This is a genomic window from Oculatella sp. FACHB-28 (assembly GCF_014696015.1).
Lineage (GTDB): Bacteria > Cyanobacteriota > Cyanobacteriia > Elainellales > Elainellaceae > JAAUTN01.
Genome location: NZ_JACJPJ010000101.1, coordinates 39,276 through 63,334 on the forward strand (window position 1 = coordinate 39,276; position 24,059 = coordinate 63,334).

The following is a 24,059-nucleotide window of genomic DNA, read 5'->3' on the forward strand; positions in this document are numbered from 1 at the left end:
GTCGGCTCGGGTTTCAGTTTATTGAATTGTTTTAACTTCGTTAGAGGGTACCTATGACCATTAAGCCAGACCGTGTGGTTCTAATTGGCGTAGCCGGAGACTCCGGATGCGGTAAATCGACTTTCCTACGCCGATTGGCAGACCTGTTTGGGGAAGAGCTGATGACTGTCATTTGCCTGGATGACTACCACCGTCTGGACCGGAAGCAACGGAAAGAGGCTGGGGTAACGGCGCTAAATCCAGAGGCAAACGACTTTGACCTGATGTATGAGCAAATCAAGGCGCTCAAAGAAGGTCATCCCATTGACAAGCCTATTTATAACCACGAAACGGGGATGATTGACCCCCCCGAACGGGTGAATCCAAACCGGATTGTGGTTATTGAAGGGTTGCATCCGATGTATGACGAGCGGGTGCGATCGCTGCTTGACTTCAGCGTTTATCTCGATCTAGATGACGAGGTTAAAATTGCTTGGAAGATTCAGCGAGACATGGCAGAGCGTGGGCATCGCTATGAAGACATATTGGCTTCGATTAACTCTCGCCGCCCTGACTTTGATGCCTACATTGATCCGCAAAAGCAGTACGCTGACGTAGTCATTCAAATCCTACCAACGCGCCTGATCAAAGACGACACGGAGCGTAAAGTGCTGCGCGTCCGCCTGATTCAAAAAGATGATGTAGAGGGAATGGAACCCGTCTATCTGTTTGATGAAGGTTCTACGATCGACTGGATTCCTTGTGGTCGTAAGCTGACCTGCTCTTATCCTGGCATTCGGATGTTCTACGGACCGGATGAGTACTACGGCAACAGCGTCTCTGTGCTGGAAGTCGATGGTCAGTTTGATCGGCTGGAAGAGGTAATTTACCTTGAAAGCCACCTCAGCAACACATCCACCAAGTTCTATGGTGAAATGACTGAGCTGCTGCTCAAGCACCGCGAATATCCTGGTTCAACGAATGGTACAGGTTTGTTCCAAGTGCTGGTTGGCTTAAAGATGCGCGCAACCTACGAACGTCTGATTTCCGCTGCTGAGGCACCTCTGGCAGCGAAAGTGGCTGCAAACTAGTTGCACTCAGGTTAGATTCAAAATTCAGGAGTCAGAATTTAGCAGTGATATGATGCTTCTGCTAAAGTCTGGCTCCTAATTTTATTGATATTTCATTGCTTTAGAGATTGTTATGACTCTTGCAGAAGACCTGTGGCAGGCAAATCAAGATTTGGCGATCGCTTCTCTCACCAATCCTTTCGTCCAAGGCATTAGTAATGGGACGCTAGCTAAGTCTAAATTTGCCTACTACGTCGGTCAAGATGCCTTTTTTCTGGAAGCCTTTGCCCGTGCCTACAGCATTGCTGCCGCTAAAGCTCCTGATTGGGAAGGGTTCGGTACTTTTCACAATCTGGCAGCCGGGGTCTTACAAGAACTTCAGCTCCATCAAAGCTATGCGGCTCAGTGGGGAGTCAACCTTCAGGCTATTGAGCCTGGGGCGGCAACTCGTCGCTATACCGATTTTTTGCTAGCTACCGCCTGGAGCCAGGAAGCGGGTGTGACTACAGCGGCAATGCTGCCCTGTATGCGGCTGTATGCTTTTATCGGTCAAAAGCTAGCCCAGCCACAAATTCCAGATCATGCCTATTCAGACTGGATTCGCACTTACAGCAGTTCTGAATTTGAGCCTTTAGCAGATCAGCTTGCTCAACTCGCTAACCGATATGCTGCAATGACTGAAATAGTACGGTCAACTTATCGCTACGCCATGCAGTGTGAACGCGACTTTTTTCAGGCAGCATGGGAAGTTGAGCACTATTAGCGACTGGTTGTAAAGCTAGGAGGCTGGCGATCGCCCCTCCCATACTTTCCCAAAACAAACTCCAGGATTGCTATAAAATACATCCTGCACAGCATGGGGTTAGGGAACGTATGGATTATCGAGCGGCAGGGGTAGACGTTGAGGCGGGTCGGGCATTTGTGCAGCAGATTCGCAGCCTGGTAAATAGCACCCGTCGCCCGGAGGTTTTGGGTGGGTTGGGGGGCTTTAGTGGGTTGTTTCAGCTTCCGACTGGGTATCGAGAACCTGTGTTGGTGTCGGGCACCGATGGGGTAGGGACTAAGCTGAAACTGGCGCAGAATGGCGATCGCCACGACACTGTCGGAATTGACCTGGTTGCCATGTGCGTTAACGATGTTCTCACTTGTGGGGCAGAGCCGCTGTTTTTTCTCGATTATCTGGCGACAGGCAAGCTAGAGCCTGACCAACTGACTCAAGTCGTTGCCGGAATTACAGAAGGATGTCGGCAGTCAGGCTGTGCCTTGCTGGGTGGAGAAACGGCTGAAATGCCCGGATTTTATCAGCCTGGGGAATATGATTTGGCAGGCTTTTGTGTGGGCATTGTGGAGAAGAGCCAGATTTTAGATGGTTCTCAGGTTGAAGTTGGGGATGTGGCGATCGGGCTAGCGAGTCAGGGTGTTCACAGCAATGGGTTTAGTTTGGTGAGAAAGATTATTGAGACGGCAGGTGTGAATGTGGGCGATCGCCCCTCCCTGCTGGGTAAGACTCTGCTTGAAGAATTGCTGACCCCAACCCGTATCTACGTCAAACCGATTTTGACCGCCCGTCAGTCTGAACTCGCGATTCATGGAATGGCACACATTACGGGGGGTGGTTTACCCGAAAACTTGCCTCGCTGTTTGGGAGAAAATCAGTCGATTCAAATTAATTCGCAAAGTTGGACAATTCCCCCCATTTTTGAATGGCTAGCTGCTACGGGTTCTGTTGATCGGGCTGAGATGTTTAACACCTTTAATATGGGAATTGGCTTTGTGCTGCTGGTTCCCCCGGCTCAGGTTGAGCAAACGATTCAATGGTTTAAAGCTGAGAATTTACCTGCATGGGCGATCGGTGAGGTGATCGAAGGAAATGGTGAGTTGAGCTTTTCGGCTTGAAATAAGTTCACCCTACGAGAATGGCGGCGCAGCAAAGCCACACCGCCAGTTCAATTATTTCCGTGAGATAAAGCGTAGATTAGAACCGTCTGGCTTTATCGATCTCTTCTTACTGTATTGGATGCGCGATTCCAGGCATCCTGGACGGCATACTTTGCTTTGTCCCAGGCTAAGCCAGCACCGCCGTGTCGCTGCTCATAGTCGCGCCGCAATTCAGGTTCAACCTGATCAAACGTTCTACCACTCGTAGAATAGCGACCGTAGCTGTCATAGCCCATCTCGTAGGCAGGCTGATAGGTTTCGTAGGTTGTTCCCTGGCTGTAGTAAGGGCGGGAGGTGTAGTTGCTCCGCCAGTAATCGTCTTCACCGACATACCGTGTGTTGCGATCTGCCCGATCCCAGGCATCGCGGGTTGCATGGCGAGCATCATCCCAACGCAAGCGTGAGTTGCTGTAGTTGGTTTCGTAGTCGCGTCGCAGATCTGGCTCGACCTGATCAAAGGTGGTGTTGCGATCGCGATAGCGAGTGTATCCTTCATAACCCGTCCGGTAGGCAGGGTGGTAGTCATCGTAGGTGTGACTAGACTTGGCATAAGGGCGGGAAGTGTAGTTCTGACGCCAATAGTCATCTTCGACCGTTGGATTGACTGCTTCAGCAGCACTCTTACCCACTAAGCCACCGACCACACTGCCGATCGCAGCTCCAATAACCGATCCAACTGGGCCGCCGACTGCACCGACCGCAGCTCCGACTGCACCTGCACTTGCTGCTCCAATTCCAGTTCCAACCGGATGTGCCCCTGGCTCACCCGTAATCGGGTCACGGTTTGCATCTGCGTCCGCTGGATCGTGGTTTCTTTTGTCCATTGGGTCGTGGTTCTTTCTATCCATAATTACCTCGTTGTTATGGTCGGGTTCTTAAACGGTCGACCACTCCAAAGTAGTTTTATTAGAGAATATGTTCTTCTCTCGGGGGTTATAAGTATGAGTTCTATTCCTTTCGGAGGTTAACTGTAGCTAAAGGTAGAATTATTTAGTTTGTTAAATACTTTTTTTGACTGCTTAAGCTGTTGCAAATTGCTCTAAGAATAGGAGCAGCTAAGCAAAGTTTCGCTAAAAAAAACATCCCCAGGTTTTGCCTGAGGATGAAGTTAATTGATGTTAGGTCAAAGGGGGCGCTTCCAAATTTCAAGGGAATTTTAGAGCGGATCAAGCACAACTTTGATGCAGTTATCTTTCTTCTGCTTGAAGATTTCGTAGCCCTTAGGTGCGTCTTCTAACTTCATCCGGTGAGTGATGATGTAGGAGGGATCAATGTCACCCTTTTGAATGTGTTCCAACAAAGGACTGAGATAACGGTGAACGTGAGTTTGTCCCATTTTGAAGTTCAAGCCTTTATTGAAAGCGGCTCCAAAGGGAATCTTGTCGAGCAGTCCGCCATAAACTCCCGGGATCGAGACGGTGCCGCCTTTGCGACAGGCAACGATAACCTGGCGTAAGGCTGTAGGGCGATCGGTTTCCAAACGCACGGCTTGTTTCACCCGGTCATAGATGGCGACAGCATCGGTGCCGTGCGCTTCCATGCCCACTGCGTCAATGCAGGCATCGGGACCGCGTCCACCCGTCATTTCTTTCACCGCTTCGCCTGCGTCTACTTCTTCGTAGTTAATAACCTCGGCTTTGCCGAACTCTTTTGCCAATTGCAGGCGTTCTGGAACCCGATCGATGCCAATGACCCGGTCTGCTCCCAACATGTAGGCACTCTTAATCGCAAATATTCCAACTGGACCACAGCCCCAAACGGCTACGGTGTCGCCAGGTTGAATGTTGCAGTTTTCAGCAGCCATGTAGCCCGTGGGGAAAATGTCTGTGAGAAACAGGACTTGCTCATCAGTTAAGCCGTCTGGGATTTTGAACAAACCGACATCTGCAAAGGGAACGCGGGCATACTGTGCCTGCCCTCCAGCATATCCACCAAAGATGTGAGAGTAGCCAAATAGCCCAGCGGCTGAGTGTCCGTAGAGTTTCTCGGCGATCGCCGCGTTCGGATTCGAGTTATCGCACAGCGACCACAGATCTCGCTGACAGAAGAAGCAATTGCCGCAAGAGATGGTGAACGGAACAACGACGCGATCGCCAATCTTAACCCGTTTAACGTCACTACCGACTTCAACCACCTCGCCCATAAATTCATGACCGAGAATGTCACCTGACTGCATCGACGGAATAAATCCATCGTAAAGGTGCAAATCCGAGCCACAAATTGCAGTTAGCGTAATTTTGATAATGGCATCATGCGGATTGATAATTTTGGGGTCGGGTACGTTATCTACTCGAACATCTGTTGCGCCATGCCAGCAAACAGCTTTCATTCAATTCTCCTTATCTTCCTACGGCTCTTTCTGCGCCTTCGACTGTGTCTTCAACCTTGTCTTTTACGTCGTTGATAAACTCTTTTGTGCCTGGATAAATTGGCTGATCAAGGTTGAGTTTTTCACGGACATTATCGGCAATACCCTTCAACCCTTCTTGCGTTTCCACCTGGGGGCTATTTTCGATGGCAGCACCCGGACTAGTGTTTCTGCCACTATAGTCAGCCTGTCTTCTGGTACCCGGTTCGCTAATTTCGTTGTTGTAATTGCCCCGGTCGTAGGTGGTTGCCTGTGGTTTTTCAATCGGGTTGGCGATCGCTTCACTTCCACCAAATGCACCAAAGCTAGCCGTCAGAAATAGAATTCCGGTTAGAAAAACAAAGACGACTTGTTTCAATCCGTTCAACACCTGTTTCATGTTCTCGTTCCTTCTTGTTTTCAAATTTCAAACTTCGATAAACCTTTTCCAGGGTCTCTTAACTGCGGCCGCTGGGTTGCCCTTCAGTCGTTGCAATCTCGCCCGCTTCCATGAGTTGCTTGAAGCGGCTCAGTTCTGCCCCGATTTGTTGTTCTGGTTCTTCGCCAAATAGCTTCGCTAAGGCTCCGGTCAAGGCTCCACCCGGTGGGTTGTATTCCAGCACGACTTTGACTTCAGTGCCGCGTCCTTGGGGAGCAGGTTGAAAGCGAACGAAGCCAGAGTTATCTACATCAGCGCCTTCTACTGAAGCCCAAGCAATTAGGCGATCGGGCTGGTCGCTGACGATTTCTGCATCCCATTCCACTGATGCTCCCAGAGGCGCGGTTGCGATCCAGTGAGAGCGTTTGTCGTCGTGCACTTTGACGGACTTGAGATGCTGCATGAAGGTCGGCAGATTCTCAAGGTCGTGCCAAAAGTTGTACAGGTCAGAGGCTGAGCGATTGATGGTGACGGTCTTTTCAACGCGAATGCTCTTGTTGATGCCGGTAGCATCTGCGATGGTGGCAGGTAGGCTCTTTTCACTCTTTGCCCCGTGCAATGCTAAGCTGCCGCCTGCAACTGCCATCAGTGCGCCCCGCAAAGAGCGCTGTTGCAGACCCATTAACACCATTGCGCTGCCACCAATAATCGAAGCCCAGCGCTCGTTCTCACCTTTGCTGTCCGATGCTGATTGGCTTTGCAGATTCGACTGATTTGTTACTTCTTCCATAGTGTTTGTTTAGGTTTTCCGCTTTGGATTCCTTGATGATTAAAGTGATTAGAAATGCCCCAAATTGATCAAAATCACTCTCTCTAAAGTATTTTCATTTCACATTTCAATAGACCAACCCAAATACTCAGAGATTAAACTTGAGCCTCAATTCCTGGCGAAATGAATGATTGAAATAGCATAGCTATCTGTGACAGCTATTTTGCAATAGCTATTTGTGGCTATTTATGGCTGTTAACCTACCGTCAGATGCTTTTTAGAGTGCTTTTTAGGCAATTCCTAACTCATTGCTGGTGACTTCAGCTTAGGAATGTGAGCGAAAGAAATTCTTCATTCTAAAGGGATAGATCAGGGGACAAACTTTTTCTCTCAATTGCTTTTCAGCCCATTTGAAGATTTTGAATTTCTCTGGTTTTTCGTAGGACTTCCTCAGCCAAAAGAAGGATGTTGTTAGCGGTCTAATTTTGCCTACTGAGAAAAGAGATTCAATTAACTTTTTTGAAGGGAAATAAGAGATGCAATTAAAGCCAATTCATCAGCAGGTGGTTGCCGTTGTGGGGGCTTCAAGCGGCATCGGTCGTGAGACAGCGCTACGGTTTGCCCAACGGGGGGCAAAAGTCACGGTTGCGGCCCGCAGTGAGGTCGGGCTACAAACCCTAGTTGATCAAATCAAGAGTGCAGGCGGAGATGCACTGGCGATTGTTGCGGATGTAGCCGAATTTGAACAGGTGAAGGCGATCGCCGATAAAACTGTTGAAACCTACGGACGGCTCGATACCTGGGTTCATGCAGCGGCGACGGGCGTTTTAGCACCGTTTGAAAAGATTACGCCAGAAGAATTTCAACGCGTCGTCGATGTCACGCTGATGGGGCAGGTACATGGTGCTATGGCAGCACTGCCCCACCTCAAGCGCGAAGGCAGAGGGGCACTGATTCACATTTCCTCGGTAGAGGCACGGCGTGGTATACCGCTACAAAGCCCCTATTCTGCTTCAAAGCATGGAGTAGAAGGGTTTCTGGAAGCGCTGCGGGTAGAGCTACAGCACGACAACATTCCCATTAGTGTGACTAATATCTTGCCAGCAGTAATTAATACGCCCTACTACAACAAGGCGATGACCAAGTTGGGCGTGAAGCCAACTGGAATTCCGCCTTACTATGAACCGAGTTTGGTCGCGGATGCGATTTTGCACACCGCGGAGCATCCAACTCGCGACTTTATCGTGGGGGATGTAGGCAAGATTGTGGACGTGCTGCAACGGTTGTCGCCACAGTTGGTGGATGTGCTGCTGTCGGCGATCGCTTTCCCACTCCAGCGAACCGATGAACCAAAATCTGAAGATGATCCCAACAACCTGTTTGCTCCGGCTGATCCAGCAGCAGGTTATGACCGAGTAGAAGGCGATTTTGGCAATCTCACTATTCCTAGTGTCAGCGATTGGTTTGACCGCAATCCGACCGTGAAATGGGGAGCGATTGCCAGTGTCGCAGCCCTTGCTTTACTAGCAACTCAGGCATTCACAGGCAGTTCAACCCCAGGAGAGCTGTAAAGTGACTTATCCTCAAGCACCTTGGACGCTTCAAGGCTACTCCATCCAAAGCCTTCAACCCATCGACGTTGAACAAGTTCGTTCACTGATTCCGGCTGAGCTAGAAATTATTTCAGTCTTTCCGGGTAAAACTCTGGGCGGTGTTTATGTGGCCTCCTATAGCACAGGATCAACATTGCTCTACAACGAGCTAATCGTGGTGGGCGCGTTGACTCGCTATGAGAACCAGGTTGGCAGTTGGGTGTCGCACATTTATGTAGACAATCCTGATTCTGTTGCCGGGGGGCGAGAAATTTGGGGACTGCCCAAGCAACTAGCTCAATTTACCTGGGAGCAGGGCACCCAAAAACGGGTATCGGTCTATCAGGAAAATCAGTTGCTCTGTCGGTTTGAATACAGTTGGCAGATTCCAGCATGGCGACAGCCTCTCAAGGCGATAAGCTTTAGTACGCTGGATGCCGATTTACTCTCATTTGAAGCAGAAGCATCAGCCAACTTTAGTTTGGTAGGCGCTGACTTGCAGGTGCCAAGCGGTAGCCCTTTTCACCATCTTTGCCTTGATCAACCTCGGTTGGTTTTCTATGCTGACCAGTTGCGTCTGTCAATTAGCAGTCCTCAGCACCTAATAACCCGTGTAAAATTCTAGGCATCTATTCTGTAATGTCCGTTTTCGAGTTGGATAGAGCAAAGCGGAACTAAGATTTGATGAACGTGCAAAGACGTATCGCCCGCATTGCGGGCGATACGTCTTTGCACCGTTTCAACTACATTCTGTGTGGTTGAAATGGTGCTATTGAATTTACCCAGGTTTAGGAACTGGACTTTTCAGCGACAGCTTCTTCACTGGCTGATTCCACAGTTTGCGTTGGTGCTTCGGAAGCAGGTTCAGATGTAGAAGCAGGTTCAGGGGTTTCTTCCACAGCTACTTCAGTTTCCACAGCTACTTCAGTCGGTTCTGATGCTACTTCGGCTACTGATTCTGTTTCTACGGCAACTGCTTCGGCGGATTCAGTTGCCGCTTCGACAACTGGCTCAGTTGGTTCTGGGGTTTCAGGCGCTACTTCAGCCGCAGAAGTGGCTTCCGTTGATTCTTCAGCCGCTACTTCAGTTGTTTCCGCTGATGCCTCCAAGGTTTCTTCTGGAGTTTCTTCTGGAACCTCTTCGACGGGTGGCTTGGGTTGGGTGGGTCTAGGCCCACGCATCAAAGCAAGATTTGCGGGTGCAGGACGTTCGTCTCTGTCGCGATCGCCCTTCCCTTTCCCTTTCCCCTTCGAGCGATCTTTGTCTCTGTCTCTACTCCGACCTTCTTTGCCTTCCGATGAACGCAGGGCATTCCGTTCTTCGGGCGATCGCTTCACCGGAGCGGGAGCGCGTTTTGCCGGAGCCGCCTCAGACGGAGACTCGACTATAGCCTCAATCGCCACTTCATTAGATTCAACAGTCTGAGACTCGACTGCCTGACGCTCAGACTTCTTAATAGGACGTTCTACCATGATTCAGCATTTTTGTTTACCTGTTATCCTATCTCGAACCCAGGGGGCATTGCTGGTTTGAGGGTGGAATTTGAATAAGGATTTTAGGCGATAGAGAAACAATCTCTGCCACCCAAAATCCTGTTCTATTTTGATCTCAGGCGATTTGCTGAATGCTATACGCCAGGGAAACTAGTTTTGGCTGTTGCCCGACCTCATCATCGAAAGGACGCGCCCGTTTTTGACAAAGCGTTCAGATAGCACCTGACGATAAACCGCTTCATAGCCATCAGTCATGCGCTGCACACTAAAGTGAGTCAAAACATGTTCTCGGCAGGCATAGCGGTCAATTTCGGGGAGACGGGCGATCGCCTCCGCGCATTCCTCAAGGTTATGGCACAAAAAGCCTGTCTTGCCGTGAACGATCACTTCAGACGTAGACCCTAGCTCCATTGCGATTACAGGAGTGCCAGCCGCCATCGACTCGATCATCACTAGCCCAAACGGTTCACGCCAGGTAATGGGAAACAGCATTCCAACCGCATTGCCCAAAAGTGCGTTTTTCTGGAAGTGGTTTGCCTCACCCAAATACTGGATTTGCTCACCATCGACCAGCGGCTTGATTTCCTGTTCAAAGTAGTCCACATCCACCACATCAACCTTGCCTGCCATCTTCAGCTTCCAGCCTGTTTGCTTGGCAATGGCGATCGCCAGGTGCGCTCCCTTCTCAGGTGATATCCGCCCCAAGAATGCCAAATAAGGCTCTTCATCTGGTTGAGGATAAAACTGATGGCTATCGGGATCAATGCCGTTGTAAACCGTTGCGACGCAGTTTAGGTCTAACCGTGGCTCCCGTTGAGCGTCAGAGATGCTGACGTAGGGTTGTTTTTTGGCGTAGCCAAACATCTTCTCGTTGTCAGGCGTGAAGATGCCGTGAAGTGTGTGAATTGTTGGGGTTTTAACCAGATTTGCAAAGGGCAGTACAGAGCAACCCATGTGAGAGTGAATGATGTCAAATTCCTGCGCCCGTTCGTATACCTGGCTCAATTGCAGCATTTCGTAGATGCCGTACTCCTTCACATTAGGAGCTAGACGCAGTGCTTGAGGACAAACAGATTCAAGCTTAGCCAGACTAATGGAATCGCCCGATGCAAATAGCGTCACCTCATGTCCCCGCCGAACCAGTTCATCGGTCAGCAGTCCAACAACCAGTTCAACGCCGCCATAAGCCGGAGGGGGAACTCTCTCCCATAACGGGGCGATTTGAGCAATCCGCATTACAAACCTCCTTAAGGAATATAAGACTTGAGCTAAATTGACCAGCCCTTCGTCTACGGAGTGCTTTCAAGCGACTCATTTGCTTGAGAGCTTATACATTAAAGATCGTTAAGCAAGTTTAATAAACGCTAAAACTTGTGACGAAGTGTCTGAAGTGTATGAATGATTTACTTTTTTTGACAATAGGTATATTTACCCTTAAGTATGCGGGAAATCCACACTTTTTGAGCGCGTCAATTAATACAAAAACGTTGCCTGGTAAGGCACTTAAGGCGATCGCTCGTAAATCCCAAGATCCCTCTCTAGGAAGAGTTTCAGCAGCAGCAAGATGGGCGAGAAACTACGACTTCGGGGTGAGGTTCTCCTGACTCGCGTTGAGCAGGAGATTGGGTGAATATAAATCTGTAAGCAAAAGCGGTTACGAACCGCACTGCTCTAAAAACTGTTCAAGATCCAAGAATTGTTGAAGGATTATTGTAGAGGTGACACTATGATGATTCGCTACTGGCAACCTTTCCGTGAGATCGAAACTCTGCGTCGTCAGCTTGATCACGTGTTTGACGAAATTACCAATTCTCAAAGCGATTCACCCGCCGCTTGGGGTCCTGCAATCGAGATGCAGGACGATAGCGACAACCTGATTCTTAGAGTGCAGCTACCCGGTATTGAAGGCAAGGATTTGGATGTTCAGGTGACTCGTGATGCAGTCGCCATTGCAGGCGATCGCCCACAACCCCAAGAGGCAAATTATCTGCACTCTGAATTCCGCTATGGCAAGTTTCAGCGTGTAGTCAACCTACCCGTAGCCGTACAAAACGATCAGGTGAGTGCAAACTTTACCAACGGCATTTTGACGCTGACCTTACCCAAGGTGACAGAGGCACGTAACCGAGTCGTTAAAGTCAATCTGGGTGAACTATCAGGTGCATCAACCCCAACGCTAGAAGCTAGCACCAACTCCGTTGCAGAGAACAGCAACAACTAATTGGTAATTAGCTAGACCTATAGGGTGGGCATTGCCCACCCTTTTTGTGTATCTGCACTGGCTGCTCCTTAAAGGGTTCACAAGCTTGTTGCTTCGTAAACTTGCGTAAAGTAGAGATAGGATCGTACTTTGCGCCTGAACTAGCCACTAATTCGCTAACAATGGATATTCCCGTTCTCTCCTCTACTGTTTTGCTGACGCTGTTGCTTTCGGTTGGGCTGTTTTTCTTTATTCGGGCTTCAACTAAAGACCGAATCCAAGTTGCCAAACTAGTTACAGAGCAACCTGAAGAATCTTTGCTAGAGCAGCTACAGGCGTACTTTATACAGCGGGCTTATCGAATTGCAGCAGTAGACGCAGCTAAGAATCAGGTGACGTTTGAAGGATTTGTTCGCCCCAGCGTGTTTCTAGCTGTTTTCCTGACGCTGCTAGCGGCGGTCGGTTTGCTTTGCTTGGCGTTGGTTTTGGCGCTGCTGTTACCCGATTGGGCAAACATCTTGCCGATTTTAGTTGTGTTTTCGCCGATCGCAGGCATCTTTTACTGGCGTAAGTCTGCCCGTCCTGAGCAGGTTCGGCTACAGGTCGCAAAGTTGCAAGGAGATGAGTCTGTGCAAAACCTGGTGACGGTCACAGCCCATCGGGACGAACTAGCAGAGCTACAGCGAAGCCTGAATTTGAAACCTTTAGAGGAAAGCTGAGTATGGGCTGGATGCAGAGTCTTTTAGCTCAAGCCGTACAAATTCTGCTTAAATTCTGGTAGATTTGCTTGCAGTGAAGGGTCTAACCCCCTTAAAGATATAGTTGAGACAGCCTTGAATTTTAAGGAAATGGGTGGTGGGGCGATCGCCCTTTCCCCGCCCTTTTTCCTCTCCTCCTCGCGCTACAAGAGGTGTGGTGATCAGCAAAGCAAAACTGGCTGTACTCAGGACGTGGCTCGACCAACTTAGCCGGGAACAGTCGACTGACCCGGCATATAAGGCTTGGCGAAAACGGTTTCTGCAACAGCGCTTGCAGCTAGGGTTACAGCTTGCTGTTGCAGCTTACCTGAGTTTCATTTTGCTAGAACTGGTGCTGACTGCCGCTCAGATCAAAGTGTGGGACCCGGGCTGGCTAGTCATGGCCAGTGTCGCGGAGCTAGGACTGATTGCCTGTCTGGTGGGAGTGCGATCGCCTCAAGGCAAGCACCGATTGGGACTACTCTTTTTGGGGGGTTCCTGGTCAATCACGCTAGTGGAGCAGGTTTGGGCAACGCTTAACGGGTTTGCCTTTCCGGGGCTTTTTGCCTGGACTTTGGTGTTGTTGACTCAGGCGACTCTGGTACCTGTCCGCTGGTATTTACACCTGATCTCTCAGGTTGGTTTACTGTCCTACTACTTCGGCGTAAACACCATTCTGAATCTTTACCCCAACGACGGTCAGCCCCTTTGGGACCCGATCCAGGTGCTTTACTTGCTCTGGTTTTGTGGCATCTGTGATCTGGCTGTTTTTTTGTATGAGCGACTGCAAAGAACTGAGTTTCAGACGCGACGTGAGTTAGAGGCTGAACAGGAGAAGTCAGAGCGGCTGTTGCTCAACATTTTGCCAGAAGCGATCGCCCAACAGCTTAAACAGGACCATCGCACGATCGCAGAAAGCTTTGCCGAAGCAACGGTTTTGTTTGCTGATATCGTTGGCTTTACCCAAATTTCAGCCGGAATTCCGCCGCGTGAACTGGTGACGCTGCTCAACCAAATTTTTTCCACTTTTGATCAACTGGCAGAACAACACAATTTAGAAAAAATTAAGACGATTGGGGATGCCTACATGGTGGTCGGGGGGTTGCCCATTGAGCGAGGCGACCATGTGGAATCGATTGCTAGCATGGCACTAGATATGCAAGCGGCGATCGCCCAATTCAAAACTCGGCAAGACCAGCCTTTCCGCATTCGCATTGGAATCAACACCGGTCCCGTTGTAGCAGGCGTAATTGGCAGAAAGAAATTTATCTATGACCTTTGGGGCGATACCGTAAATATTGCCAGTCGGATGGAATCTCAAGGATTACCGGGCTGCATTCAGGTGACAAAATCCGTCTATGAGCGGCTGCAAGACAAATTCTTGTTTGAAGAGCGCGGCATCTTGGAGATCAAAGGAAAAGGCAAAATGCAGGTTTACTTATTACGAGATAGATTGTTGTAGGACAGACAGTAGGTTTGCTCCTGCTGACTATTCAAATGCGGAGTTTTTGGCTAACGCATACCCACAGTAAAAACAGGTACTGCGTTTTGAACTGACTTTCCTGCCGCAGTTAGAACAAATCAAAACCTGTGGACCCAGTTTGCCATCTAGCTTGCCGTCCCGCAGGTCAATCTCAGTCATCTTCACAAACAGTTCTTCTTCTGTTAGATCTGTATTGTCTTTAATTAACTCCCACATTGCCTGACAGCTCAAAGAAAGTTTCTCAACCTTCTGCCGTAGGGAATGCATCTCATCATCCAAATTTTCTATTTTGTTGGCTACTCTGTGAACTTTAGAGTCTGTCTCTACTCTCACCGCTTCTTGTCGTCGCTCCAGGTTGCTAAAATCCATAGCTACAAGAAGTCCTTACTGATGGTCCCACCTTTATTCTAGGATCTGCTTAGGGGAGCGTTAAGGTGAAATTGGGGTATCTGAAGAAGGCGATCGCCTCCGCTAGACCATCCGAATCAATTTCTGATACCAATTTAATTTGAAGATGTTGCAAATGTGGGTAGGGGCGCGTCGCGATGTGCCCTTACAGAAGTTGATAAATCGCAAAATCCATTTAATATCGGTACAAAATTCTAATCAGCGATAATGGAGTGCTGGGTGCTTGTAGCTTTTGATTCGCTTATTAGAGGGATCTAACAGAATGTAAAGGTGATAAATTTTTAAGGCGGAAGGACTTGGTTTCGTAGAGCGTGTACGCAAAACGAAACATTAGGGGAAAGTGTTATAAAAAAGCGTTACATGAAAACAGCGTTACGTGAAAGCAGTATAGAAGTTGAAGAGAGTGAGGTTACGATGTCGGAGGCAGAAAAGCCCCTGACAGTGCCTAAAGAATTGCTAGGTGCGCCAGGTGACTTTAACCCCACGCTGCTGATGTTTCTAGCAGCAGTTGTGATGGTTGTGATCTCAACGTTGGGATATTGGCGCTGGCATTGGGTGGACTGGTGCTGTTTTGTGATTAACGTGATTGCCTTACACATGGTAGGGACGGTGATTCACGATGCCTCGCATCATGTGGCGCACCGCGATCGCATCGTCAACGCTGTGCTGGGACACGGTAGCGCTTTAATGTTGGGGTTTTCCTTCCCGGTGTTTACGCGAGTTCACATGCAGCATCACGCGAACGTAAACGATCCCGATAATGACCCCGATCATTTCGTTTCAACGGGCGGTCCGCTATGGCTAATTGCAGCCCGGTTTTTTTACCACGAAATTTTCTTCTTTAAACGCAAGCTCTGGCGCAAATATGAGCTGCTGGAGTGGTTTTTGGCGCGTTTGGTTGTTATTTCAATTGTTTATGTCTCTGTTCAACACCATTTCCTGGGCTACGTTCTCAATTTTTGGTTCTCCCCAGCAGCAGTGGTAGGGCTGGCGTTAGGGCTATTTTTTGACTACTTGCCCCATCGCCCGTTTCAAGAACGCGATCGCTGGAAGAATGCCCGAGTCTATCCCAGTTCCATTCTCAATTTGCTGATCATGGGGCAAAACTATCATCTGATTCACCATCTTTGGCCCTCAATTCCCTGGTACAGCTATCAGCCTGCCTACCGCGCAACTCAGCCTTTGCTCGATGAAAAGGGCTGTCACCAGTCGTTAGGTCTGCTCCAGGGCAAAGACTTTCTTAGCTTCCTTTACGACATTTTCCTGGGAATTCGCTTTCACGGTCATAAACCGAAGCCTCAAGTGGAACATGAGGTTCCTTGAAGCTATTCCAATAAATCTATAACGGTGTAGCAATCTAATACCAATTCCACAAATTAGGGCTACAGATGGAAGGGCACCTCGCTCCGCGAGGTGCCCTTCCATCTGAGAGATAACGTTATAGCTAGTCGTGTTGCGACACCGTCATAGATTTATTTTTACTCCTCGATAGCCCATCTCTGCTTTTTGCATTTCTTCCACCATTTGTTTGCTGCGGCGAATATAGGTGACAAACAGCAGAATCGAGAAGCCAATGACGAGCAGCCCTAAAACGTTGCCCGCAAACGTGTTGTAAAAACCATGCAAGGCAGCAGCGATCGCCACGCCGATGAAGATAATGGCGCTGCGCCGTGAAGGGTTGATTGCTGCCAGTCCCATAAAATAGCCGACAATTCCGGCGAGAATAGCATGAAAGAGCGGCAGGGAAACAAAGCGAATCGTATTTGCGATGACGTAGGAGCCAAAGTCTAAATCTCCTCTGGTCAAGCTAAAGCGATAGAGCAATGAGTAGGTTGCTCCTTCAGCCATCGCAAACCCTAATCCTGATGCTGCCCCATAGAAGGCAGAGGTAAGCGGGTCTTGCAGCTTTCCTGGACGCAGCAAAAACAGGTATACGGGTAAGGCTTTGCACAATTCTTCTAAAACCCCTACCCCTAACACGAAACCAATCATCCGGGGAATCATCCCTGCCCCAATCACGGCGTAGAAGGCGTTAAACGGCGGCACCTGCTGAAAAAACAGCAACATTGGAATGCCGACAAAGGCAGTAAACAAAACACACTTCAATGTATCGCGCCAGGAAAATTGAGGTGGCTTGATCAAGTTGTATAGCACCACGCCCCAGATTGAGGCGTAGTAGATTCCTAGCATCCAGGCTGTTTGCTGAAGGCTGGCTTTGTCGGGTGTCACCAGATCCACAACTAGAGGAAATAAGCCAAAAAACAACAAAATTTTGACTAAGTGGTTTTGGTACAGCCCTAGACTGATCACGTCTCGATAGGGAAAAACGGCCGCAAATTGAAACGTTCTTAGCGTTGCCAAAAAATCGTTGGTTTCGGGGCGGGGTTTTTCTAGCTCTGCTAGCTCTAGTTCTGACAAAAGTTCGGATGAATCATCAAACAGGGGTACAAATTCTGCGTACCAAGTAGGTACATCTTCGCCGATCTGCTGCCCATAAACTTTGACTAATTGAATCGACTTGGCTCCATAGTCGCTAATCTGACGGTTGAGGAAGGAGACAAAAGTTTGCTGCGCAAGCGGACGAGTTGATGAAAGCAAGACTTGCAGACAGCTATCCATCAACAAGACTTTTGCCATCACCCCTCTGGGCTGTAAGGCTTGATTGAGCAGCGTGGCGATCGCCCCAGGATCACCCTGCTGGGCAAGTTCGACAAGACTAAATTGGGTCATGACCGACGAGTCCGCTGGGTCAAAGGGGGGTTAATTCAAAATATCTCATGCCTGGTAGAGCTGGTAGGGACACAAAGCCATTCTAATTAGAGCCAGCTGAGTTGGGGCTAGCGGGCGGACTGGCTGCCGGGCGAGTGGGACTAGCTTGGGGGCTAGTGGTTGGACTGCCTGCCGGGCGAGTAGGACTAGCTTGGGGGCTGGTGGTTGGACTGGCTGCTGGGCGAGTAGGGCTAGCTTGCGGGCGGGCTGGGCGAGTTCCTGAGCTTGGACGATCTAGCGTGACAGGGGCTTCGATCCGCTGAGGTTCTGAAGCTCCTTCTGGTGTCCAAAATACGGCTTCCACATTGACGGTTGTAACGTCTGGGTTAATAGTAAACGAGCTTCTAAAGGGTACCGTTTCTCCTGGCTCTAGGGCAGCAACGCCCAGACTACTATAACCACCTTGAAACAAGTTGGGATTTTCAGCGGAGCCACCTCGGTAGGAAACCGACACGTCACTAACGGTCTGGTCGCTATGATTGGTAACGCATCCGACTACAAAATTACCGCCGTTTTCAGACGCTTCAGGATCAAACTGCACATTCGTCAACTGAACGGGGTCAGACTCAGGAGTAGACTCCACCTCACGGCAAGTCACCTGATTGGAGACGGTGATGCTTGATGTGGGTGCCGACGCGTTAGTGTTAGCAGGAAGATTGGCGGCTTGCTGTTGAGCAGCGGCTAGACTCTGCTGATAGGCAGGCAAGCGGTTTCGGGCTGTGGCATAGTCTGGGCTATCGGCGGGTACTGCTTGCAAGAGGGCGATCGCCTGCTCCCACTGGCTGACGACCAAATCCCAATCATCGGCAGATCGGGCTGTTTCTGCCAGCGTTTCTGCCTGTTCTGCCCGACTGGCTGCATTTTCTAACGGATTTTCTGAGAGGGGTTGCTCAATTTCATCTTCGTCGGCATCTAGTTCGGCTGCGGGATCAGGCGCAATCTCAGATGCCGAAGGCTGCAAGGACCTTTCCTGGCGCGAATACCAAATTGAGAAGCCAACAATCGCAGCAATCCAGCTTGCTACGACCAACAAAATTAGGTAAAACCAGGGCGATCGCCCCGTCCTCGTCGGACGCTCTGGTACAGGTGCGTCTACCGCGTGTTCCACCCCATCTGCATCCGTCCAGGTCAGTTGTTCTGCAGGAGCGGTAGGTTCAGCGTCAACAGGTGGAATATTAGGTTCTTCGTAGGCAACATATTCCAACGATTCGTCTGGGGTGAAGTTAACCTCATCATGGGCTGGAGTGACTACAGATGCAGGTTGGTCATCCAGGCGATCGCCAGTTCCAGATCCTGAATAAATTACCGGATCGGGAGCTAAAGTTTCTTCCTCTACTACCGCAGGTTCATTAATAACCGCAGGCTCATTTACAAGCGGAGATTCCTCTAAGTCCGCAAGGTCTTCTACAACTACAGGCTCAACTGTTGCACGGGGTTCTACAGGGGCTGCTCCGTTGCCAATGCGGTCAGCCGCAACGGGAGGTGGAGATACAGGTTCCGCTGGTGGCACGCGGCGGGGTGGGGGTGGAGGTGGGGGTGCCGCAGGTCGCCTGGAGACAGGAGGCTGAATTGAAGTCGTAGGGACAGAAGCAGACTCCAGGTCTGGTGGAACGGGTGTAGTGGGTGGCTTCAGAAAAATTTCTTCAGTCCAGACGGGGGAAGGGTTCCCAACTTGCCGACTGGCAATTTCAATCGATTGAATAGATTGGAGTCCCAGACTGGTGATCCCGTTTCGGACAAACGCAATCATGGCTTGTCGATTCGGAATTTGAGCAGACTCCAGCAAAACCTTTAAGCGATCGCCCTGCAAACCCACCGAAGCAGTCATCCCTTTCGGCTGAAGTGAGCGATTCATCAGGGTGGCGATCGCCTGGGGATCACCCTGCTTTGCCAGTTCTAGAAGATTCGACTGTGTCATAACTGATCCAATCTATCAATCGTTTTGTTTATCTTTTGCTCTACAATCTTGGCAACGGCTCAACCCGTCCAGCTTGCCTAGTTCCGTCTCCAGCTTGTCATTTTCCCGTATCTTTCAGCCATATGAGTATTGGATATCTTGCCCTCGTCCTCCACGCCCATTTGCCTTTTGTTCGCCATCCTGAAAGTGACTATGTTTTAGAAGAAGAATGGCTGTTTGAAGCCATTACCGAAACCTATATTCCCTTACTCCTGGCATTTGAAGGGCTGAAACGAGACGGGGTCGATTTCAAAATGACCATGAGCATGACTCCGCCACTGATTTCCATGCTCCGCGATCCCCTGCTGCAAGAACGTTATGACGCGCATCTGACTCAACTGGAAGAGCTGGCAGAGATGGAAGTTGAGCGTAATGTTCATAACGGGCATCTCCGCTATCTGGCAGAACATTATGCCAGTGAGTTTAACAAGGTGCGAGAGGTATGGGAGCGTTACGACCATGACCTAGTTACTGCCTTTAAACAGTTTCTAGATAGTAATAACCTGGAGATTATCACCTGTGGGGCAACTCATGGCTATTTGCCCCTGATGAAAATGTATCCGCAGGCGGTCTGGGCGCAGATTGAGGTTGCCTGTGAACACTACGAACAGAACTTTGGTCGCCCGCCTAAAGGCATTTGGTTGCCCGAATGTGCTTACTTTGAAGGGTTAGAGCGAATGCTGGCAGACGCGGGTCTGCGCTACTTCCTCACTGACGGACATGGAATTCTCTATGCCCGTCCTCGCCCTCGATTTGGCACCTATGCACCTATCTTTACTGAAGCGGGTGTTGCGGCCTTTGGACGGGACCACGAATCTTCTCAGCAAGTATGGTCTTCTGAAGTTGGCTACCCAGGGGCAGCCGAATATCGAGAATTTTACCGAGATTTGGGCTGGGACGCCGAATACGAATACATTAAGCCCTACATCATGCCCAATGGTCAACGTAAAAATACGGGCATCAAATACCACAAGATTACGGGCAAAGGCTTAGGGCTGGGTGATAAGACCTGGTATGACCCTTACTGGGCGCGAGAAAAAGCTGCGGAACATGCCAGCAACTTCGTCTTCAATCGGGAGCGTCAGGTTGAGCATCTTTATGGGATCATGCAGCGTCCGCCAATTATTGTTTCACCCTACGATGCAGAACTGTTTGGGCACTGGTGGTACGAAGGTCCCTGGTTTATCGACTACCTGTTCCGCAAAGCCTGGTTTGACCAGGGCACGTTTGAGATGACGCACCTGGCAGACTATCTGCGAATGCACCCAACACAGCAGGTGTGTCGCCCTTCTCAGTCAAGTTGGGGGTTCCGTGGTTTCCATGAATATTGGCTGAACGAAACCAACGCCTGGATTTATCCACACCTGCACAAAGCAGCAGAGCGAATGATTGACTTATCAAAGCGTGAACCTGTTGATGAGCTAGAGTGGCGGGCGCTCAATCAGGCAGCCAGGGAATTGCTGCTGGCACAGTCATCAGACTGGGCATTTATCATGCGTACTGGAACGATGGTTCCCTATGCGGTACGTCGGACGCGATCGCACCTGATGCGCTTCAACAAACTGCGCGACGACATTCTTCAGGAAAAGATTGACTCTGGCTGGCTAGAAAAAGTCGAAAAAATCGACAATATCTTCCCCCAAATCAACTATCGAGTTTATCGACCGCTCTAGAGAGAATTGGTGTAAGGCTAGAACTTTAGAAGAACTTTGAAGACTATAAAAGTCCCGTGAACTCGCGAAGAAAAGTTGGCATCCTCCTAAAGGAGTATGTGATATTTTATGTATTCCTACGGAATCGTTTCTCATACTTCATCAGGCGAACATCTCTAACTCCTTACCGTAGATTTTCTCAAGCTGCTGACCCAGACAATCAGTTGAACTTAGAGAGATCTACGGTTTTTCAATGGAGTTATGTTTGAGGACTAGTAAAATAGCCTGCGGCAACATCATCTTTAAACTGTTGCAGTCTTTCTTCCAATTGGACAGTTCGTTGTTCAATCAGGTTGTCAGTACTAAGGATGGGGCGCGATCGCAGCGCTAGCTGCTTCAGCCGTGATGCCGCAGATTTCACCCTTAGCCAGTGTCGAACAGTGGATACAGGTGTTAGCAAGTCTGTCTTCTTGCGAGGATCAAAGACACGCTGGGTTTGCACGGGCTGATATTCAACGCCGACTGACGCACACCAGTCTTGCCACTTGAAAGACAAAATAGTTGGGCTGGTGACAACTGGCACCCAGGGAACCCGCAAAGCATCCGCTACGATCGCCCCATGCATTGCCTCTGCTAGCACAACTTCGGTTTGCCCAATTGCAGTAATCACGGCTTCGGTTGTCCAACGTGGGTCAATATGGCCAAACCCGATTGCCTCACAGACCGATTTCCAGCCTTCTCCTGCCAGTTCATAGTGAGGCATGAAGGCAAATTTATAGCGTTTGCGATCGCCAGGTTTAACCAATCGTCTGAGCAGCACTGCTCCGTCTGTCACAGCCAACTCGTCTGCCAGACCTAAAGCTTTGGTTGAAAGCGGCCCACGTAGACAATAAATTTTGTAGGAATCGTCAACCGCCGGAACGCCTTTGGCATAGCCTACCCCTGTTCCAAATACAGCTCTTTTGCGGGCGTGACGAGTTCGGTCAGGCAAAGTGTTATTAAACAAAGTGCCAATTCCTACAAACGCAGTGGTTGGGTCGTCATCCAACACCCCAGGAAGCAACTTTTCCCAGAGCCAGGGGTTTAAGTTGTCACCAAAATTTTGCGCTCCGTTAGGTAACTTGTAGTAGCAAAGCTTCATCGGTTAGGTTTACCAGTAATAAAATTTGAAATTTTCCAGCGTCGTTAACCTGAGACGCAGTAGGCGATAAACCTTCTCCAAGTTTCTGCGCACAAATAGCACACGTTTTTCTGATTTTGAGAGTTTAGGATGTTCGAGTGCTTTTTGCCGATCAAAATAGGCAAGCTTTTCGGTTGGATCAGCTTGCCCTTTAGAGATTCTGATTTTTTCAATCCGATCTTTAAAGAAGGGAAACCGATCCTCCGAATCAAACTGAACGGAGAGTTCAGCTTTTGCAGCAGCAAGCCCTATTGCGTTTCCTTCCCCTAAATAAACGCCGTTTAATTCAAAAAAAGCGGCGATCGCATCCCAATGTTTGAGGAATTCAATTTCGCGTCCAGCAGAGCTTTTAACCGTGAATAAGAACTCGTGGACGAACTTGACGTTTTCTAGATTTAACTCTAGCTTTTCTGCAACTTTTGCAATAACCTCAAAGTCTCGCTTTTTCTCTTGGTTATGCTTAATAATGCCAGAACCTGATCTGGCTGTGATGCCGCTACACCAGTTAATTTCATCTGGTACTTGTCCTAAGATTCGCATATCTGCATCGATAAAAATGCAGGTCTCAAATCGGGCGATCGCCTCTGCAATTACAAACCTCTTATCGTGATAAGGGTAAACTCCCTGTTGCTGATGTTTTATTGCCAAAACGTGAGAACAATGTGCAAAGTCGCTGGGTTTGTCCGTCAGCACAACAAAAGTAGTGCCGGGAGAATATTGCTGAATATCGGCTGCTAAATCTAATGCAAGAGAGCGATATTTCTGTCCTAAAGCTAACGTACCAAAGCAGATATCCTTTACCTCTGACTTCACCATTCAGTCACCTGCTTTTGCACTAAACTTAGTTTTACTTAACTATCCAGAATAATGATTATTACGCCAACTCAGAAGTTCCCCATTAATATATCAACTTTGATTGGTTTGAGACAAATTCAACCTGAACATAAAATAATGAAAGATGATCGAAAAAAGCTATGTTTTATCGTTATTTCAAGCAGCTAAAAATTCCTCCAAAAAGAAAAAATAGAGGGTATCTCGGTTGGAGATGCCCTCTACAAATTAAGAGTTAACGTCAGAAGAAACTAGAAGTTCATTTCGGCTGCCTGAACTTTTTCAACCTGCTTCTTCTTCAGAACTAGCAGAATTTGTGACAGCGTTACAGCTCCCATAAAGGCTAGCAATCCTTTAATCCGGTTAGGGCTTTGCAGCACGATTTCAACATCTTTTTGTCCGAAACCACCCACATTAGGATTAGAAGTTAAGGCACTGCCCGCTGCTACGGTTTCACCCTCAGAGACAACTAGCTCTGGACCAGCAGGAATCGTATCCACCACTGCTTCGCCCTGATCTGGTTGAATCTTGACCTGGTATCCACCATCTTCAGCTTTGGTGACCTGAGCGATTGTGCCAGCAACAGAAGCGTTGTAGACCGCATTGTTGCTCTTTTCACCCGTTGGGTAAACTTGTCCTCGACCACGATTGCCGCCTACATGGATTTGATATTTACCAAAGTAAACGGACTTGTCAGAACCAGGATCAGGGGCAAGGACAGGGAAAACAATTTCCTGATATTGCTCACCCGGAAGTGGCCCTACCAAAACAATATTCTCTTGAGTCTCACTGTAAGGCTGGAACAGATAGCTCTCTCCAACCTCTTCCTTCATCTCTTCAGGAATTCTTTCAGGTGGAGCAATCTTGAAGCCTTCTGGCAGCATTAGAACTGCGCCGACGTTTAACGGACCTTTCTCACCATTGCCCTGAACTTGCTGGACGCTGGTGTCGTAGGGGATCTTTACGACGGCTTTGAAAACCGAATCGGGTAGAACGGATTGCGGTACCTCAACCTCGGTAGGTTTCGCTCCCAGGTGACAGTTGGCACAGACAATTCGCCCTGTTGCTTCGCGAGGGTTGTCGTAGTTTTGCTGTGCCCAGAAGGGATAAGCAGCAGCAGTTTGAGGGAAAGCAAAGTCACTCGTGACTAGAAGAGCTAGCGTGGCGATCGCCACCAGCATACTTTTAGCAATTGCTCTGCCGCTCTGCGGCAAGATCGACCAGAAAATGGATTTCATGGGTTAAAGGGCATCAGTAAATGTCAAAGGATCGGGA

22 protein-coding genes are annotated in these 24,059 nt (G+C 49.2%); 10 read left to right on the plus strand and 12 right to left on the minus strand.

Annotated elements, in window-relative coordinates:
• Positions 1 to 53: 53 nt before the first annotated feature.
• The 3 genes from H6F88_RS29515 to purM all read left to right on the plus strand — a co-directional run bounded on the left by H6F88_RS29515 (position 54) and on the right by purM (position 2,945).
• Entirely contained in the window at positions 54 to 1,070 is a 1,017-nt protein-coding gene (locus H6F88_RS29515) for a phosphoribulokinase (protein WP_190646394.1), read from the plus strand.
• A 112-nt stretch (positions 1,071 to 1,182) separates the two neighbouring features.
• A complete protein-coding gene (locus H6F88_RS29520; RefSeq protein WP_190646395.1) occupies positions 1,183 to 1,812 on the plus strand; it encodes a TenA family protein in 630 nt (209 codons plus the stop codon).
• 110 nt (positions 1,813 to 1,922) lie between these two features.
• Complete coding sequence (gene purM / locus H6F88_RS29525) at positions 1,923 to 2,945, plus strand: phosphoribosylformylglycinamidine cyclo-ligase (RefSeq protein ID WP_190646396.1); 1,023 nt, start codon at positions 1,923 to 1,925, stop codon at positions 2,943 to 2,945.
• 95 nt (positions 2,946 to 3,040) lie between these two features.
• Here purM and H6F88_RS29530 read toward each other — a convergent pair whose 3' ends face one another.
• From H6F88_RS29530 to H6F88_RS29545, 4 genes are all read right to left on the minus strand, one after another.
• Entirely contained in the window at positions 3,041 to 3,835 is a 795-nt protein-coding gene (locus H6F88_RS29530; RefSeq protein ID WP_242042557.1) for a glycine zipper family protein, read from the minus strand.
• Positions 3,836 to 4,143: 308 nt separating this feature from the next.
• Positions 4,144 to 5,316: a zinc-dependent alcohol dehydrogenase gene (locus H6F88_RS29535; protein ID WP_190646397.1), complete on the minus strand. Its 1,173-nt coding sequence runs from the start codon at positions 5,314 to 5,316 to the stop codon at positions 4,144 to 4,146.
• A gap of 10 nt (positions 5,317 to 5,326) precedes the next feature.
• Positions 5,327 to 5,734 (minus strand): hypothetical protein, encoded by a 408-nt coding sequence (locus H6F88_RS29540; RefSeq protein WP_190646398.1) that lies wholly within the window; start codon positions 5,732 to 5,734, stop codon positions 5,327 to 5,329.
• 58 nt (positions 5,735 to 5,792) lie between these two features.
• A complete protein-coding gene (locus H6F88_RS29545; RefSeq protein ID WP_190646399.1) occupies positions 5,793 to 6,503 on the minus strand; it encodes an SRPBCC family protein in 711 nt (236 codons plus the stop codon).
• A 515-nt stretch (positions 6,504 to 7,018) separates the two neighbouring features.
• Here H6F88_RS29545 and H6F88_RS29550 point away from each other — a divergent pair.
• Positions 7,019 to 8,053: an SDR family oxidoreductase gene (locus tag H6F88_RS29550; protein WP_190646400.1), complete on the plus strand. Its 1,035-nt coding sequence runs from the start codon at positions 7,019 to 7,021 to the stop codon at positions 8,051 to 8,053.
• A 1-nt stretch (position 8,054) separates the two neighbouring features.
• Positions 8,055 to 8,699, plus strand: coding sequence for an acetoacetate decarboxylase family protein (locus H6F88_RS29555; RefSeq protein WP_190646401.1), 645 nt, complete (start codon positions 8,055 to 8,057; stop codon positions 8,697 to 8,699).
• 163 nt (positions 8,700 to 8,862) lie between these two features.
• Here H6F88_RS29555 and H6F88_RS29560 read toward each other — a convergent pair whose 3' ends face one another.
• The gene (locus H6F88_RS29560) at positions 8,863 to 9,546 is read right to left on the minus strand and encodes a hypothetical protein (RefSeq protein WP_190646402.1); all 684 of its coding nucleotides are present in this window, start codon (positions 9,544 to 9,546) and stop codon (positions 8,863 to 8,865) included.
• A 171-nt stretch (positions 9,547 to 9,717) separates the two neighbouring features.
• Complete coding sequence (locus tag H6F88_RS29565; protein WP_190646403.1) at positions 9,718 to 10,803, minus strand: glycosyltransferase family 4 protein; 1,086 nt, start codon at positions 10,801 to 10,803, stop codon at positions 9,718 to 9,720.
• A gap of 490 nt (positions 10,804 to 11,293) precedes the next feature.
• Here H6F88_RS29565 and H6F88_RS29570 point away from each other — a divergent pair, with 490 nt between their 5' ends.
• The 3 genes from H6F88_RS29570 (at position 11,294) to H6F88_RS29580 (ending at position 13,966) form a co-directional block, all read left to right on the plus strand.
• Positions 11,294 to 11,788 carry an Hsp20/alpha crystallin family protein gene (locus tag H6F88_RS29570; RefSeq protein WP_190646404.1) on the plus strand — a complete coding sequence of 165 codons (495 nt, stop codon included), beginning with the start codon at positions 11,294 to 11,296 and terminating at the stop codon, positions 11,786 to 11,788.
• A gap of 161 nt (positions 11,789 to 11,949) precedes the next feature.
• Positions 11,950 to 12,486: a cofactor assembly of complex C subunit B gene (locus H6F88_RS29575; RefSeq protein ID WP_190646405.1), complete on the plus strand. Its 537-nt coding sequence runs from the start codon at positions 11,950 to 11,952 to the stop codon at positions 12,484 to 12,486.
• 136 nt (positions 12,487 to 12,622) lie between these two features.
• Positions 12,623 to 13,966 (plus strand): adenylate/guanylate cyclase domain-containing protein, encoded by a 1,344-nt coding sequence (locus tag H6F88_RS29580; RefSeq protein ID WP_190646406.1) that lies wholly within the window; start codon positions 12,623 to 12,625, stop codon positions 13,964 to 13,966.
• A gap of 27 nt (positions 13,967 to 13,993) precedes the next feature.
• Here the strand turns inward: H6F88_RS29580 and H6F88_RS29585 are convergent, their stop codons facing one another.
• Positions 13,994 to 14,356: a zinc-ribbon domain-containing protein gene (locus tag H6F88_RS29585; protein WP_190646407.1), complete on the minus strand. Its 363-nt coding sequence runs from the start codon at positions 14,354 to 14,356 to the stop codon at positions 13,994 to 13,996.
• A 453-nt stretch (positions 14,357 to 14,809) separates the two neighbouring features.
• Here H6F88_RS29585 and crtR point away from each other — a divergent pair, with 453 nt between their 5' ends.
• Positions 14,810 to 15,718 carry a beta-carotene hydroxylase gene (gene crtR / locus H6F88_RS29590; protein ID WP_190646499.1) on the plus strand — a complete coding sequence of 303 codons (909 nt, stop codon included), beginning with the start codon at positions 14,810 to 14,812 and terminating at the stop codon, positions 15,716 to 15,718.
• A gap of 141 nt (positions 15,719 to 15,859) precedes the next feature.
• Here crtR and H6F88_RS29595 read toward each other — a convergent pair whose 3' ends face one another.
• Both H6F88_RS29595 and H6F88_RS29600 read right to left on the minus strand, forming a co-directional pair.
• Entirely contained in the window at positions 15,860 to 17,125 is a 1,266-nt protein-coding gene (locus H6F88_RS29595; protein ID WP_190646408.1) for a PrsW family glutamic-type intramembrane protease, read from the minus strand.
• An 82-nt stretch (positions 17,126 to 17,207) separates the two neighbouring features.
• A complete protein-coding gene (locus H6F88_RS29600) occupies positions 17,208 to 19,082 on the minus strand; it encodes a hypothetical protein (RefSeq protein WP_190646409.1) in 1,875 nt (624 codons plus the stop codon).
• A gap of 122 nt (positions 19,083 to 19,204) precedes the next feature.
• Here H6F88_RS29600 and H6F88_RS29605 point away from each other — a divergent pair, with 122 nt between their 5' ends.
• Positions 19,205 to 20,794 (plus strand): glycoside hydrolase family 57 protein, encoded by a 1,590-nt coding sequence (locus tag H6F88_RS29605; protein WP_190646410.1) that lies wholly within the window; start codon positions 19,205 to 19,207, stop codon positions 20,792 to 20,794.
• 238 nt (positions 20,795 to 21,032) lie between these two features.
• Here H6F88_RS29605 and H6F88_RS29610 read toward each other — a convergent pair whose 3' ends face one another.
• The 3 genes from H6F88_RS29610 to petA form a co-directional block, all read right to left on the minus strand.
• Positions 21,033 to 21,914, minus strand: coding sequence for a polysaccharide pyruvyl transferase family protein (locus H6F88_RS29610; RefSeq protein ID WP_190646411.1), 882 nt, complete (start codon positions 21,912 to 21,914; stop codon positions 21,033 to 21,035).
• A gap of 9 nt (positions 21,915 to 21,923) precedes the next feature.
• A complete protein-coding gene (locus H6F88_RS29615) occupies positions 21,924 to 22,769 on the minus strand; it encodes a hypothetical protein (RefSeq protein WP_190646412.1) in 846 nt (281 codons plus the stop codon).
• A 266-nt stretch (positions 22,770 to 23,035) separates the two neighbouring features.
• Complete coding sequence (gene petA, locus H6F88_RS29620) at positions 23,036 to 24,022, minus strand: cytochrome f (protein WP_190646413.1); 987 nt, start codon at positions 24,020 to 24,022, stop codon at positions 23,036 to 23,038.
• Positions 24,023 to 24,059 lie beyond the last annotated feature (37 nt).

Bases quoted from the DNA above. Each gene is read 5' to 3' on its own strand.
- H6F88_RS29515 (WP_190646394.1), top strand. From the start codon at position 54: ATGACCATTAAGCCAGACCGTGTGGTTCTAATTGGCGTAGCCGGAGAC.
- H6F88_RS29520 (WP_190646395.1), top strand. From the start codon at position 1,183: ATGACTCTTGCAGAAGACCTGTGGCAGGCAAATCAAGATTTGGCGATC.
- purM (WP_190646396.1), top strand. From the start codon at position 1,923: ATGGATTATCGAGCGGCAGGGGTAGACGTTGAGGCGGGTCGGGCATTT.
- H6F88_RS29530 (WP_242042557.1), bottom strand. From the start codon at position 3,835: ATGGATAGAAAGAACCACGACCCAATGGACAAAAGAAACCACGATCCA.
- H6F88_RS29535 (WP_190646397.1), bottom strand. From the start codon at position 5,316: ATGAAAGCTGTTTGCTGGCATGGCGCAACAGATGTTCGAGTAGATAAC.
- H6F88_RS29540 (WP_190646398.1), bottom strand. From the start codon at position 5,734: ATGAAACAGGTGTTGAACGGATTGAAACAAGTCGTCTTTGTTTTTCTA.
- H6F88_RS29545 (WP_190646399.1), bottom strand. From the start codon at position 6,503: ATGGAAGAAGTAACAAATCAGTCGAATCTGCAAAGCCAATCAGCATCG.
- H6F88_RS29550 (WP_190646400.1), top strand. From the start codon at position 7,019: ATGCAATTAAAGCCAATTCATCAGCAGGTGGTTGCCGTTGTGGGGGCT.
- H6F88_RS29560 (WP_190646402.1), bottom strand. From the start codon at position 9,546: ATGGTAGAACGTCCTATTAAGAAGTCTGAGCGTCAGGCAGTCGAGTCT.
- H6F88_RS29565 (WP_190646403.1), bottom strand. From the start codon at position 10,803: ATGCGGATTGCTCAAATCGCCCCGTTATGGGAGAGAGTTCCCCCTCCG.
- H6F88_RS29570 (WP_190646404.1), top strand. From the start codon at position 11,294: ATGATGATTCGCTACTGGCAACCTTTCCGTGAGATCGAAACTCTGCGT.
- H6F88_RS29575 (WP_190646405.1), top strand. From the start codon at position 11,950: ATGGATATTCCCGTTCTCTCCTCTACTGTTTTGCTGACGCTGTTGCTT.
- H6F88_RS29585 (WP_190646407.1), bottom strand. From the start codon at position 14,356: ATGGATTTTAGCAACCTGGAGCGACGACAAGAAGCGGTGAGAGTAGAG.
- crtR (WP_190646499.1), top strand. From the start codon at position 14,810: ATGTCGGAGGCAGAAAAGCCCCTGACAGTGCCTAAAGAATTGCTAGGT.
- H6F88_RS29595 (WP_190646408.1), bottom strand. From the start codon at position 17,125: ATGACCCAATTTAGTCTTGTCGAACTTGCCCAGCAGGGTGATCCTGGG.
- H6F88_RS29600 (WP_190646409.1), bottom strand. From the start codon at position 19,082: ATGACACAGTCGAATCTTCTAGAACTGGCAAAGCAGGGTGATCCCCAG.
- H6F88_RS29605 (WP_190646410.1), top strand. From the start codon at position 19,205: ATGAGTATTGGATATCTTGCCCTCGTCCTCCACGCCCATTTGCCTTTT.
- H6F88_RS29610 (WP_190646411.1), bottom strand. From the start codon at position 21,914: ATGAAGCTTTGCTACTACAAGTTACCTAACGGAGCGCAAAATTTTGGT.
- H6F88_RS29615 (WP_190646412.1), bottom strand. From the start codon at position 22,769: ATGGTGAAGTCAGAGGTAAAGGATATCTGCTTTGGTACGTTAGCTTTA.
- petA (WP_190646413.1), bottom strand. From the start codon at position 24,022: ATGAAATCCATTTTCTGGTCGATCTTGCCGCAGAGCGGCAGAGCAATT.